Origin of the sequence: uncultured Ruthenibacterium sp. (genome assembly GCF_963558415.1) — a bacterium.
Taxonomy (GTDB): domain Bacteria; phylum Bacillota; class Clostridia; order Oscillospirales; family Ruminococcaceae; genus Ruthenibacterium.
The window spans coordinates 1-13,765 of the sequence record NZ_CAUWGY010000023.1 but is presented as its reverse complement, the minus strand read 5'-3'; the positions used below and the strand labels follow the sequence as shown (position 1 = coordinate 13,765).

The 13,765-nt window shown below is 45.0% G+C and carries 13 protein-coding genes and 1 tRNA gene; 7 read left to right on the top strand and 7 right to left on the bottom strand.

Going from position 1 to position 13,765, the window contains the following annotated elements; genetic code table 11:
- Positions 1-46: 46 nt before the first annotated feature.
- On the bottom strand, positions 47-1,354 hold the full coding sequence (locus AB5H98_RS05900) for an alpha-amylase family glycosyl hydrolase (protein WP_367924992.1): 1,308 nt from the start codon (positions 1,352-1,354) through the stop codon (positions 47-49).
- Positions 1,355-1,524: 170 nt separating this feature from the next.
- On the opposite strand from AB5H98_RS05900, the gene AB5H98_RS05895 reads away from it, so the two are divergent.
- Positions 1,525-1,608, top strand: a tRNA-Leu gene (locus AB5H98_RS05895).
- A gap of 202 nt (positions 1,609-1,810) precedes the next feature.
- On the opposite strand, the gene AB5H98_RS05890 is transcribed toward AB5H98_RS05895, so the two are convergent.
- From AB5H98_RS05890 to AB5H98_RS05875, 4 genes are all read right to left on the bottom strand, one after another.
- Positions 1,811-3,628 carry a histidine kinase gene (locus AB5H98_RS05890; RefSeq protein WP_367924991.1) on the bottom strand — a complete coding sequence of 606 codons (1,818 nt, stop codon included), beginning with the start codon at positions 3,626-3,628 and terminating at the stop codon, positions 1,811-1,813.
- The gene (locus tag AB5H98_RS05885) at positions 3,606-4,361 is read right to left on the bottom strand and encodes a response regulator (RefSeq protein ID WP_367924990.1); all 756 of its coding nucleotides are present in this window, start codon (positions 4,359-4,361) and stop codon (positions 3,606-3,608) included. Before AB5H98_RS05885 ends, AB5H98_RS05890 begins: the two co-directional genes overlap by 23 nt.
- A gap of 86 nt (positions 4,362-4,447) precedes the next feature.
- Positions 4,448-5,263, bottom strand: a complete 816-nt coding sequence (locus tag AB5H98_RS05880; protein WP_367924989.1) for a sugar phosphate isomerase/epimerase family protein — start codon at positions 5,261-5,263, stop codon at positions 4,448-4,450.
- A gap of 82 nt (positions 5,264-5,345) precedes the next feature.
- Entirely contained in the window at positions 5,346-6,725 is a 1,380-nt protein-coding gene (locus AB5H98_RS05875) for an ABC transporter substrate-binding protein (protein WP_367924988.1), read from the bottom strand.
- A 354-nt stretch (positions 6,726-7,079) separates the two neighbouring features.
- On the opposite strand from AB5H98_RS05875, the gene AB5H98_RS05870 reads away from it, so the two are divergent.
- From AB5H98_RS05870 to AB5H98_RS05850, 5 genes are all read left to right on the top strand, one after another.
- Entirely contained in the window at positions 7,080-8,021 is a 942-nt protein-coding gene (locus tag AB5H98_RS05870) for a carbohydrate ABC transporter permease (protein ID WP_367924987.1), read from the top strand.
- Positions 8,021-8,875, top strand: coding sequence for a carbohydrate ABC transporter permease (locus AB5H98_RS05865; protein WP_367924986.1), 855 nt, complete (start codon positions 8,021-8,023; stop codon positions 8,873-8,875). The genes AB5H98_RS05870 and AB5H98_RS05865 overlap by 1 nt, the downstream gene beginning before the upstream one ends.
- Before the next feature lie 63 nt (positions 8,876-8,938).
- Positions 8,939-9,676: a cupin domain-containing protein gene (locus AB5H98_RS05860; protein WP_367924985.1), complete on the top strand. Its 738-nt coding sequence runs from the start codon at positions 8,939-8,941 to the stop codon at positions 9,674-9,676.
- Positions 9,677-9,732: 56 nt separating this feature from the next.
- The gene (locus tag AB5H98_RS05855; protein WP_367924984.1) at positions 9,733-11,100 is read left to right on the top strand and encodes an alpha-glucosidase/alpha-galactosidase; all 1,368 of its coding nucleotides are present in this window, start codon (positions 9,733-9,735) and stop codon (positions 11,098-11,100) included.
- 96 nt (positions 11,101-11,196) lie between these two features.
- Positions 11,197-11,592, top strand: coding sequence for a DUF5655 domain-containing protein (locus tag AB5H98_RS05850; protein ID WP_367924983.1), 396 nt, complete (start codon positions 11,197-11,199; stop codon positions 11,590-11,592).
- Positions 11,593-11,702: 110 nt separating this feature from the next.
- Here the strand turns inward: AB5H98_RS05850 and AB5H98_RS05845 are convergent, their stop codons facing one another.
- Positions 11,703-12,434, bottom strand: a complete 732-nt coding sequence (locus tag AB5H98_RS05845) for a glycosyltransferase family 2 protein (RefSeq protein WP_367924982.1) — start codon at positions 12,432-12,434, stop codon at positions 11,703-11,705.
- Positions 12,419-12,970: a glycosyltransferase family 2 protein gene (locus AB5H98_RS05840; protein WP_367924981.1), complete on the bottom strand. Its 552-nt coding sequence runs from the start codon at positions 12,968-12,970 to the stop codon at positions 12,419-12,421. The genes AB5H98_RS05845 and AB5H98_RS05840 overlap by 16 nt, the downstream gene beginning before the upstream one ends.
- A gap of 120 nt (positions 12,971-13,090) precedes the next feature.
- Between AB5H98_RS05840 and AB5H98_RS05835 the strand changes: the two genes are divergently transcribed.
- Complete coding sequence (locus AB5H98_RS05835; RefSeq protein ID WP_367924980.1) at positions 13,091-13,681, top strand: sugar O-acetyltransferase; 591 nt, start codon at positions 13,091-13,093, stop codon at positions 13,679-13,681.
- The last annotated feature ends 84 nt before the right edge of the window (positions 13,682-13,765 follow it).

Below are 13,765 nucleotides of genomic sequence, written 5' to 3'. Positions count from 1 at the left end.
GTATGCAATAAAGAGCGGATGAAACACTTCATCCGCTCTACCATTTTCATTTTACACGCCAATAGGCCACGCTATACGGCGGCAGTTCGCTTCCACCGCCAAAATCATGATAGCTACCTGTAATCAAATCATCTGCGCATCCTGCTCCCGCATCAAAATGCGCCACATAAGGAACCGCATCCGCATTGATTGCTACCAGAACTCTCTCTTCCTTTGTGCTCCGCTCAAAAATATATTGCCGATTTGTCAAAAGAATTGTCCGATACGTTCCATAGCATAATGCTTGGCTTTCACGATGGGCATGCGCCAACTTTGCCACAAAACGGCTCTTTTCATTTTCTACAGGCTGATCAAGGGCAGGACGGAGAGTATTGTCCCCTTCTCTCTTGTCGCCGTCAATTCCCCACTCGCTTCCATAATATACACACGGGATACCAGGCATAGAAAATAACAATCCGTATATTAAATTAAAATGCTCTGGATTCTGCAAAATCGTATGAATGCGAGTTACATCATGGTTATCTACAAAACACAGCAAATGTTTTCCTTTGTAGAGTGTCCACGGTTCTTCACCAAACTGACGCTGAAGGCTATGAGCAATTTCAAAGAGATTCATACTATTAAAGGCAGAATACAACCCCTTATAACACTCATAGTTGGTGCACGAATCCAACATATCGCCATTGACGCGCTGATTATAGTCTCCGTGAAGCATTTCCCCTACTAAGAAAAAATCCGGTTTCAGAGAACTCACGAAAGATTTCAAACTGCGCAAAAAGTCCATATCCAGACAATACGCTACATCCAGCCGCAGTCCATCAATGTCAAATTGGTCAATCCATCCTCGAATGCACGAAAAAAGGTATTGAACAACCGCATCGTTTCGCAGGTTCAATTTTACCAGTTCAAAATGCCCTTCCCATCCTTCGTACCAAAGGCCGTCGTTGTAGCCGTTATTGCCATCGAAATTGATAAAAAACCAATCTTTGTATGGGCTATTCCAACGGTTTTTCAGTACGTCCTGAAACGCCCAAAAGCCACGCCCAACATGATTGAACACACCATCGAGCACAATACGAATTCCCGCTTTGTGCAATGCATCGCATACTTGAGCAAAATCCTCATTTGTTCCAAGCCGGCAATCAATTTTTGTATAGTCACGTGTGTCATAGCCGTGGGCATCCGACTCAAAAATCGGACAAAAATATACTGCATTCGCCCCTAAAGACTGAATGTGCGGGACAAAATTCAATATCTTTTGAACTCTTGGAACAAGAACACCATCATTTTCACGCGGTGCTCCACATAACCCCAGAGGATAAATCTGATAAAAAACACTTTCTTCAAACCACATCAGCAGTGCCTCATCTTTCTATTTGTTGTCTTAGTATATCATATTCTTACACCCTATGTAAAAAGAAAATCGGCGAATCATAACTGGAAACAAAAACATAAAAAAGAATTGACTTCCTAGCAGTATCTATGGTAAAATAATGTTCGCTGACATGAAACCATGTCTTTTTTGCGAGGATGGCGGAATCGGCAGACGCGCACGTTTGAGGGGCGTGTGGTTATACCATGCGAGTTCAAGTCTCGTTCCTCGCACCAGGTAAAAAGCTACATTTTGACCTTGGGAACAAGGTTGAAATGTAGCTTTTTTATTAGTATGCTCCTCATACTATTGCTGTTCAAAAGCAGTATCGCATAGTTTTTTATCCCCTTATTTATCTAAAAAAGCACATAGATTTCTTCAATCAATTTTCTTCTTGCAACAAAAAGGCGACGTCGGTTAAGACGTCGCCTTTTTATTTTACAACTCTACCTTTGGAAACTCGGTACTGTTTCCGTCTTCATAGATTGGAATCGTAAAGCTGACAACTGTTCCAAAATTCTTCTTGCTTCTAATATTGAGTCCTTTGCAATTTGGGTAGCGGATCCATAGCCGCTGATGAATATTGGAAAGGCCAATATTAAAATGATCTTTTGAGGCACTGTCTACATCCAGACGCTTACTGTTCTCCAAGCTATTCCGAATTTGTTCCAGCTTCTCCTTTGAAATTCCCGCTCCGTTGTCGATAACATGAAAAACGAGCGCATCGCCCTTTTCACGAATTCGAATCTTTGCAATGGTCGCTTGCTGATCGGTCAGGCCATGTTTTAGAATATTTTCTACCAGCGGCTGTAAAATCATCCGCGGCATCTTGCGTGATAGACAACTCTCGGGATAATCCCAAAACAAAATGAATCTCTCATCATACCGATAGCGCTGAAGATCTACATAACTTTTCAAAATCTCAATTTCTTCTCTCACACAAATCGGTTGTTCGGGATCGCCTAAAGAATACCGTAAAATATCAGAAAGCTGTCCAATCATCTGATTGGCAGGAGTCTGCCGACCTGCGGCTCGAATAATTTCGATATTAATTGATTGCAATGTATTAAACAAGAAATGTGGATTGATCTGATACTGCAGCGCCGCTAATTTTGCATTTAAAAGGGCCAATTGCTGTTGAGAAATTCGCATTTTCAAAGAACTTTGCTGTACAAATGTATTGATCGAACTTTCCAGTATATACGAGTATACATCATTGGGACGATACTTCGGCATCGGAATCTCTTTTCCCTGTTCCGCCAATTCAAAGGTATTCAAAAGTGTGCAAATTTGTCTATACCTGGAACGCGTGGAAAGAAAAGCCAACAAAATAGACACTGCGACTGCTAGTAATGCAACCATCAACATCGTTTTGATAAAGGCATCTGAGATTTGATAAATCGCTTTTTCCGGAATCAGAGAAATATATTGCATACCAAACCGATCTGATTTCACACCAGAAATGTAATATCCATCGTAAAGAAAATCATTCTCTGTTTGCAAGCGCTGTCGAATCTCTTCAATGTTCTGCTGAGGGATTGCATCTTTCTGAGCATTGCTTATAAGCAGTTCGTCGTCCTCATTGAAAACCAACACCATTTGCCCATCCACCATGTTATCAGGGTCCAGCAAGGTTTCAAAATACGAAGCCCGAAGATTGACTACCATGACTCCACTGTACATAATGCGTTGGAACACTGTAATTACCTCGACAGGGTCCTCAAAAGCATACCTTTGTATGGAGCGCAATGTGGCCCAATAGGTGACATCTTTGTCCTGTTTCCAATAGTCTTCGCGCCAGTCATCCGAATACTGATCGATGGGAATACGAGTACCATCGACAATCATATATTCGCTTGTTTCATCGGATAAGTACAAAGAATACACATAATTTTTAATATTGCTGAGAACAGTGATGGAATTGAACATATTGCGCAAGGACGACTGTTCTTCATAATCCAATGAATTTCCGGCCAATGCCGTAATCATATGTACATTCATGCGCGGATTTGCAGAAAGCTGCGTCTGATAGCCAAATGTTTCCTGAAACACACTGTCAAAACTGTTTCGAATGTATTCCAAAGATTGCCGAGAAGTTCGCTCCACTTCATTTCGCAATTCTCGCTGCGCGTAACTACTTGCAACGAAAGTAAGCAGTACGATAGGGACAATCATCAGCCCCAGCGTAAAAGCGAAGTTTTTCAAAAAAAAGCTGCGGCGGATGTGAAGGGTTTTACCCAAGCTCTTTCGTGTCATCCTCAGTGCCTCCGTCCCGGTATTCCCGCGGGGACTTCCCGTAATATGCCCGGAAGGCCCTGGAGAAATTTTTAGGGTTTTCATACCCAACTTCGTAGGCAATTTGATAGGTCTTGATCCGGATATCTTTCAACAGGCGAGCCGCCTTTTTCATCTTGACCTCGGTGAGATAGTCTGAAAAAACCCTTCCTGTTTTCTTTTTGAAAATTTTGGAAAGATAATTGGGACTCAGGCCTACTCCTGCAGCAGCCTGTTCCAAAGTTGCCGTTCGACAGTTGTCCATAACATAACGCATAACCTGGTCGATAATCTTATCGTAATAGCCTTCTGGCTGAGACATCATTTCTTCCCCATACATCGCTTCCAATTTCTTTCGAATCCGCTGAAGCGCAACTGCGAGTTTTTCAGTCTTAACTGGTTTCAGAACATAATCGGTAGCGTCGTAGACCAAAGCCTGTCTCACATAATCGAAATCACTGTAACCGCTAATAAAAAGTACAGGCGTAGAATATCCTCTGTCTCGAAGATTTCGGATAAATTCCATCCCATCCATCACTGGCATTCGCACATCACTGACCACAGCATCCACCTGATAATGCAGAATATAGTCCAATGCCTGATGCCCATTTTCAAACGCTTCCACTACACTAAATCCCCAGTCCTGCCATGGATAACAGGTTTGAAGGCCTTTACGCACATGCGGTTCATCATCAATCAGAATCAAACGATACATTTTTGCCCCTCCTCCCGGAAAATGCTCGGGCATATTTTTAAATGAGGAATTATTATATCACATTTGTACGTAAAATTTGCGAAATATCATAACGCATGAGTGACCGTTCGCAAATATTCCAATGTACGCCGCGCATCCTCAAGCGGCTCTTCATACCGGCTCAATTCGGCTGAGATATACCCATCATAACCAGTGGCATACAAAACCGCGAGAAAACTTTGAAACGGAATATGCCCACTGGACGGGTATCTGCGGTTATTGTCCGCAATTTGCACATGGAAAATACGGCCTGCCGATTTCATTACAGCACGCTCCAGGGAATCTTCTTCAATATTCATATTGCAGGTATCCAATGTCAGTCCCAAATGAGAAGATTGGATTTGATCCAGAACTTCCATAGCTTCATCCACACAACAGATATAAGGCAACTCATAACTCGTCATCGGTTCCAGCGCAAGCCGAATATCCCGTTTTTCTGCATATTCGCTGCATTCTTTCAGGCAATCACAGATACGCTTCATTGCCTTTCCATCTACATCTTTGCTGGCCCCTCGGCAACTTCCCAGAATGACTGGCGGGGCACCGATCTTTGTGGACAAATCGATGCTGTCCCGAATACGCTGAACAGCGCCTTTGCGCACAACTGGGTCAGGATCCGAAAAAGAAAGGCCGTCAACTGTGTAAACTTTTCCAGTTCCCAGTGCTGCATAGCGCACCCCCTGCTGCGCCAGTTGTTCCATCATTGCAAGATTCACTTTCGATGCGTCTCGCACCATCAGTTCAATCCCGTCAAAACCCATCCGTGTCAGGTCCAAAGCCCGTTTTTCAAAAACTTCGGGTGTATCAATTAAATCGTAATTTTCCTCTGAAAAATAAAATGTTAAAAAACTGATTTTTTTCATTTTTCCTACCCTCAAATAAAAGCAGCGCCTCGCCGGCTGATAAAACAGCCAGACGCGAGGCGCTGTTGCAGATTTCAAAATATCAGCCGTTGGATGCTTTCAAGGTTGCAAGAACATCATTATAAAGAGTCATGGTGTCCTCAGCAATTGCTTGGTAATTGTCCGGATCGTAAGCGACCTGCTCGCAGGCATCCTGCAGGATGCTGGACAGTTCCTCGTTACCGGAAAGCACGTTGTTGCTCATGCCACGATTGGCCAGGCCGTAATCGGTAGCAGCCACAACGACCGGATCCAATGCGTCGTTCTCAGCGCACAGTTCACGGATTTTGTCAACCGGCGGAATCGAACGGCAATCCTTCAGAATCAAGCCAGCTTCTTCATCATTGAAGAAATAGTTCATAAAGTCGGCCACTACTTCAGGATTCTCACAAGTATTGCTGATTGCCAGCAACTGAGAGGGCATTACCGTAATACCGGAATCTTTCGCACCTTCCATCTGCGGGATGATAAATGCGCCCGGTGTACCCGGCATGTCGGCCATCTCAGCAGGCATGGTGGAGCTGATGGTCAGTTCTGTCACAAAGTCACCGTTGACCCAACGGGGGTTGGTCCAGGGGTTAGAGAGGAATACGTTTGCCTCGCTGGCCGGCAGAACAACGCCTTGCTCATACAACTGTCCAATGTACTGCAGAGCCTGTGCCAGTTCTTCTGTGGTAAAGCCAGGAGTATAGTCATCCTGAACCAGTTGATTTCCAGTGAGCTGAACCAAATACGGACGGAGGAGGAACGAGTTGATCGTAACACTATCCGCATTCAAGAAATACTTCTCGGGATCCTGCTCGTGAACGGTTTTACCGATCTCGAGATAATCATCCCAAGTCCACTCGGTGGAAAGATCCGTGGGAATGTTGAACTCTTCAGCCAGATCCACATTGATCAGGTTGGCACGAGCATTCACACCAGTGGGCAGTCCATACAGTTTGCCATCTACCTCGCCATACTCTTTGGCAAGGTCCATATCAAACCCGGACATATCAATAATGTAATCCAAAGTGTTCAAGTCAACAAAGAACTCGCCGTTCTGAGAGAAATCCTGTACCCAGTTGTAGTCCAACTGAACAAGGTCAGCCAATTGGCCGCCTGCCAATTCAGTGGCAACTTTTTCACGTTCAGATTTTCCGCGGTACTCCGCTTCAATGTGTACATTGGGATGTAACTCCATGTAGTTGTTGATTACTTCCAATGTTGCCTCATGGCGAGCATCGTTGCCCCACCAGGAGAAACGGAACGAAACTTCACCCGCTTCATCAACATTGAATGTTTTGTCAGCCGTGCTTGCAGATGCGTCTCCACTGGTAGAAGTCGCTGTCGAAGAGGCCTGGGAATCTGCCCCGCCGCATGCGGAAAGCAATGCCAGCGCCATGCAGCAAGAAAGGCCAATGCTTAAAACTTTCTTGAACATTTTCTTCCTCCTTACAAACTCCAAACATTTTGTTTTTGGTTTCCGCCGGATTCCTCTCAACCTTCCCGCGGAACCTGTTCGATGAACATATTATACTTGACGTACCCCCCGAATGATAGGTTGTTCACACGCCAAAAGGTATCTTAAAACACTCCATTTGTACAAAAGCCACATATTTTATGAACCCGTAACGCTTAATTACATGCATGAAATCCAATACAAGACGAATTATGATACCTTTTTGTTGGTCAACCGGATTTTCTCGCCGCACCCCAAATGATAGAATTGTGACAGTCCAAAACGGCGCCTGCGGCGCACGTAATGTCCATACAATTTATTTTAGGAGGAATGGTGATGGGATCTAAAACCAAAGATGTGCCTGCCGGGAATGCGCTGCGGCAAACGCGCAGGCCAATTCAATGGAAGAAGTATCAAGGACTGTTTTATATTTCCCCGTGGTTGATTGGTTTCCTTGTGCTTCAGCTTTATCCTTTTATAGCTTCGTTCATTTATTCTTTTACAGATTACAACATGTTGAGCGAACCCAAGTTTGTGGGACTGGAAAACTATATCCGCCTATTCACCCTTGACCCGGATTTCAAAAAATCTTTGGGCGTAACGTTGCTGTACGCATTGATTTCTGTTCCGAGCAAGTTGATCTTCGCATTGATTGTCGCTTTTATTCTCAATCTGAAATTAAAACATATTAACTTTTTCCGTACTATTTATTATATGCCTTCCATCATGGGCGGCAGCGTGGCCATTTCGGCTCTGTGGCGCTTGATGTTTATGAAAGAAGGCATTATCAACAGCCTGCTGGGGAACCTTGGCATCGGCCCGATTGACTGGTTGGGAACTCCTTCCACCGCTCTGATCACCATCTGCCTGCTGCAAGTTTGGCAATTCGGCTCCTCAATGGTTCTGTTCTTAGCAGCTCTCAAGCAGGTTCCTGTCGATTTGTATGAGGCAGCCAGCATTGACGGTGCTTCCAAATTCAAGCAGTTCTTTAAAATCACACTTCCCATGATCACGCCGATTGTATTCTTCAATCTGATCATGCAGATGGTGAACTCGTTCCAAAACTTCACATCCGCTTTCGTTATCACCAATGGCGGACCTTTGAAATCCACCTATCTGATCGGTATGAAACTTTACAATGAAGCGTTCAAAAACTTCAAAATGGGTTATGCCTGCGCAGTATCCTGGATTATGTTTGCCATTATCCTGGTACTTACCGCAATCGTTTTCCGCACATCCGACAAGTGGGTTTATTACGATGATGGGGGGAAATCCTGATGCTTAAAACAATGTCTGGGCGCAAAAAAATTGCCGCCTTCTTTTCCTATTTCATTTTGATTCTGTTCGGCATCGCAATGGTTTATCCTCTGGTCTGGATGTTTTTCGCTTGCTTCAAAACAAATGCTGAAATTTTCGGAAACACCAGCCTTTTGCCAGAAAGTTTTTCTTTCCAGGCCTTTATCGACGGCTGGAACGGCGTTGGTGAATACAATTTTACGGATTTCTTCCGGAACACCATTGTGCTGTCGGTCCCTACGGTTCTGTTCACCGTTTTGAGCTGCGGCCTTGTGGCTTACGGATTTGCACGTTTTGAATTCCCCTTAAAAAAGCCGTTGTTTGCTTTAATGATTGCCACTTTGATGTTGCCGGATGCCGTCATTATCATTCCGCGCTATCTTTTGTTCAACAAATTCGGATGGCTGAACTCCTATAAGCCGTTTATCATTCCTGCTATTTTAGCATGCTATCCGTTTTTCATTTTCCAGCTTGTCCAATTTTTGAGAAGTATTCCCCGGGAATTGGACGAAGCAGCTTATATCGACGGCTGCGGTTCTCTTCAGCTTTTCTTCCGCATCTTGGCTCCGTTGATGAAACCCGCTCTGTTCAGCGCAGGTTTGTTCCAATTCATGTGGACTTGGAACGATTTCTTCAATCCATTGATTTACATCAACAGCGTCAGCAAATATACTTTGGCCCTTGGCCTTCAGATCAACCTGGACGCCGCATCTACCGTTCCTTGGAACCAAATCATGGCCATGGCCTTAGTAACCATCCTTCCGGTGATTCTTATTTTCTTCTTTGCTCAAAAATACTTCGTAGAAGGAATCGCCACATCCGGATTAAAAGGATGATACTCTGCTTTTTAGGCAGATCATCATATTTGAAACACACACAACAAAAGGAGGACTCTTCCAATGAGCATCGTTAAAATCGTTCGCGCGGCAGAAATTGTTCCCAACTTTAAAGACGGCCTTTCCCAAACGCCGGTTCTGGTAAATGAATACAGTGACTGCAAATTTGAGTATTGCACGCTGAAAGCTGGCACCGACTGGCGTCCGGAACTCTTCAAATTCGAGGATACTTGTCAAATTTTCCTGTTCATCCAGGGCAAGGGCTACATCGGCGGTGAAAAAAGAGCTTGGAATATTGTGGAAACCGCTGTATTCGTACCCAACTTTGACAAAGAGAAATTCTTCATCCACGCGGCTACAGATTTGGTATTTGTACGTATGCTTGGAAAAATGTCCGAGTACGACATTAAATCTATCCGTGAAAGCAGCCTGACGCTGCCTCGGTTCCGCGGTCTGTCCGAATGCTGGACTTATGAAGAAGAATTCAAAGGCCCCAGCACTACATCCGCAATGCTTCTGGAGCACCGCAATCTGGGTCGTTTCAGCATGGGCGCCACGCTTGGCAAGGGTCCTGCTTACAACGGCGATCACGTGCACAATGAACTTGAGCAGTGGTACATTGCTCTTCCCGGTTCCAGCTTCACCTATACCGCCGGAGACGAGAAAGTCAAAGTGCTTGGCGGCGATATTACTTATACCACACATGGTTTCCATCACGGAAGCGTTGCCGAAGAGGGCGAAGTTCTGGACTATGTCTGGTTTGAAATTTGCCACGACGGCTATCCCAACGACATTTCCTAAGGATGCCGCTTAACTAAAAACGCGCCAACGATCTCAGTTAGAAGTGGAGGATAAGTATGGATGTTACAACTTCCCGTCAAATGAAAATTGCTTATATTGGCGGCGGTTCAAAAGCGTGGGCTTGGAAATTGATGAGCGACCTTGCAACCGATCCGGATATTGCCGGCGAGGTTCTGCTGTACGACATCGACTTTGAAGCCGCGCAGAGAAACGAAAAAATCGGCAATGGAATCGAGGCGCAAAATTTCCGTTACAAAGCGGTGCAGTCTTTGAAAGACGCGCTGACCGGAGCGGATTTTGTGGTGATTTCCATTCTCCCCGGCACTCTGCAGGATATGATGTCCGATGTACATACACCCGAAGAGTACGGAATTTATCAATCTGTAGGTGATTCTACAGGTCCGGGCGGTATTCTGCGCGCTATGCGTACCATTCCCATGTATGTAGAAATCGCACAAGCTATTGAAAAGTATGCTCCCCGGGCGTGGGTCATCAACTACACTAACCCCATGTCCATGTGTACAGATACTCTTTACAGAGTATTCCCGAAGATCAAAGCGTTTGGCTGCTGCCACGAAGTGTTTGGCACACAGAAGCTCATGGTTTCCATGTTGGACGAAATGTGCGGATACAAAAATGTAAGCCGCCAAGAAATCCGCGTAAACGTAAAAGGAATTAACCACTTTACCTGGATTGACGCAGCCAGCTATAAGGGAATGGATCTGTTCCCCCTTTATCTGGAATTTGCTAAAAAGCACCGTGACGGAATTGACAACCACGACTTTGGCGAGGACGATTCCTGCCGCATGTATTCGTTTAAGCAGCAGGTAAAATTTGATTTGTTCCTGCGCTATGGCCTTGTCGCGGCGGCTGGCGACCGTCATTTGGCAGAGTTCTGCCCCGGAAGCTGGTACTTGAAAGACCCCGAGACTGTTAAGAGCTGGGGCTTCGGTATTACACCGGTTTCCGAACGCATCAAAGAGTATCACAAACGCCTTGAAAAATCTGACGCGCTCATTCAGGGCACACGGAAATTCCAGATGGATGTTTCCGGTGAAGAGGGCGTCGCACAGATGAAGGCAATCATGGGTCTGAGCGAGCTGGTCACCAATGTAAACATGCCTAACCGCGGCCAAATTGCGAATATTCCGTTGGGTCGTGTGGTGGAGACCAATGCTCACTTCTCCTCGGATAAAGTTGTACCTGTAATTGCCGGCGATCTGCCCGGTGTACCCCACGCTATGACCATGCGTGTTTCCGACAACTATGATGTAGTCGTTACAAGCTGCCTGAAAGGTGAATTTGAAGGTTGCCTGCGTGCTTTCCAAAATGATCCTCTGGTCACCATTTCACCGGACAAAGCAGAAGAACTCTTCTTTAAAATGGTCAACAACACCAAAAAGTATCTTGGACAATACAAATAATTGTTCTACCAAAATCGCCTTTGTACACTACAAAGGCGATTTTTCTTTTCAAGATACCTCGCCTGTGATATGCTGAAACCAACGAAGGGAGGAATCATGATGGAACTTCCGGAACACTACTGGCAGGATGTTCTTTTTTTCTTTGAAAATCATCCGTTTGAATTAGAATTGTATCGTGCATTCACGGATAATCTCGAAAAACTTCTTCCAGAAACTCGTGTAAAAGTTCAGAAAGCACAAATTAGCTTTTACGGACGCCATCTCTTCGCTTGTGCCTGTATTCCCATTCGTCGAAAGAAGGAATGGCCGGAGCACTGCCTTATGGTCAGTCTAGGTCTTTCGCATCCTTTGAATTCTTCTCGAGTGGCCGTTTCGGTACAACCCTACCCCGGCCGCTGGACTCATCATTTTCTGATTACTCATGCCAGCCAATTTGATGCTGAATGGAACCAATGGCTGTACGAAGCGTGGCAGTTCTCTGAAACAAAATAAGGAGAGTTCACAAAGAACTCTCCTCAATTTTTACATGTGTACAAGCAAACAGGCTGTGATGCCCAAAATCACCCCGATTACCGCAATGCAAAAAAGCCAGTTTCGCCATCTCATTTCCACTCCCCCTTTCCGCCCAACAGCCAGATTAGATACCCATGCAGAGCAGCGGTGCTTTGAATTGCTTGGAACAGAAATAGAAAACAGATAAAGCCCAATAAATCATTTTGAAATGGAATATTCAATTTTTTTTGATAAAGATACGTACTGGCAAATAAAACCACTCCCACAGCAGCAGTAAACAGCGTGAGGCAGCCCGCCAAGTAGTAATACCCGCACAATGCTAAGAGAACTCCTGGTATGAGTCCAAAAAGAAACGCCATATCCAGATAAATCACCCAAAGATTTACCGAGGTAAAATAGCGCGAATACACAGTTCCCTGTTTCCATGGCGGGACCGAAGACAAACCTTCTAACATACCCATGCCCCATCGCTTTCGCTGATTGTACAGCGCATTGCAACTAGCCGGAACATTTGTATAACCCACGGCCGCCGGCTCGTAGGAAGAAGCCAGCCCCTGTTCCAGTAAAGCATAGGTCAATACAATGTCCTCTCCTAGTACATTTTTCCATCCGCCAACTTCACGAACCACTTCCGTTCGATAGGCGCTGAACGCTCCTTGTGCCACCAATGTGGACTGATAACTCCCTTGAAAACGCTTGACGGCCGCTATGCTTAACAAGTAATCATAATTTTGCATTTTTGACGCCAGCGACGCCTTTGCGTTTTGTACAAACAAATTACCCGCCACACATGCACTTGGGGCTCCTACGATGTGGTCCATAATTTTTTGGATGGCCTTTTTTCCAAAAATGTATCTGCATCCACCGTTAGAAAAAAAGGGGTATGTACCTGAGCAAGTCCGCAGTTTAATGCATTCGCCTTTCCCGGCTTTGCACAAAACAAATACTCTACCATTCGGTTTTCCTTCGCTTTTTGCTGCATCCTCAGTATTTCCTGTTTCGTATTGTCTGTAGAGCCGTTGTCAATCACCAATAATCGAATGGCTCCTAAATATTCCTGATCCAAAATTGCCTGAATTGCTTGCGCAATGGTTTCTTGTTCATTGTACGCACACATCAACACGGTCGTGGCCTGTGCTGTCGATGGATATTTTTTTAATCTCCAATGAATCAAATTGGAAAAGAACATCGCACTCATTAAAAAGCCCGGCAGAAGAGCTATTCCAATGATTGCCCACCAAACATAAAGTTCCGGCAATGCTTGTGCCGCCTCCTGTGCCCAAAAAATTGAAAAGTACATAGAGACGCCCAGCCATAAAAGGCCAAAGCCTGCCGAGAACAAAAATTTGCCTTTCAAGAAAATCACCTCCTTTCCAATGTACGTCTTTGTCCGGAAAATGGTGATTGAGCCGGGTAGGTCCTCTATGATACAATCATTGCCAGAATCTTTGAAAAACGAAAGAAACGAGGAATAAGCATGCAAATGTTAGAAAGAATGCAGACAAAAGACAATTATTGTTCCGATTACAAAGACATGCCTTCTGCTCTGCAAAAAACGGCCAAAACACTTTGCTGGAAATACAATCAAACTGCTCCGTTCGAAGAAAAAAAGCGCGCACAAATCCTGAAGCAATTATTGGGGACGTGCCATCCATTGACTTTTATTGAACCTGCCTTCCATTGTGACTATGGATTCAATATTCACACCCATGGACTGGCAGTCATTAATTACAACTGTGTCATTTTGGATACTTCACCTGTTCATATTGGCGAAAACGCATTTATTGCCCCTGGAGTAGTAATTGCTTGTTCCGGTCATTCTTTGGACGCCCAACAGCGCGCCTGTGGCATTGGAACTTCTGCGCCCATTACCATTGAGGAAAACGTTTGGATTGGTGCGAATGCAACGATTTGCGGCGGAGTGACCATTGGGGCGGGCAGCGTCATCGGCGCAGGCAGCGTAGTAACACGAAGCATTCCCGCTGGTATGGTAGCTGTGGGCAACCCTTGCCGCGTACTGCGTCCAATAGGACCAGAGGATCGCTTAACTCTCACCCCCATTGATTGATAAGGAGCGCATGCTGAATCTCTCATCATCTTTTTTGATAAAAACAGACATTTTACCGAAAAATGCCCTTGACTTTTCTGCCTG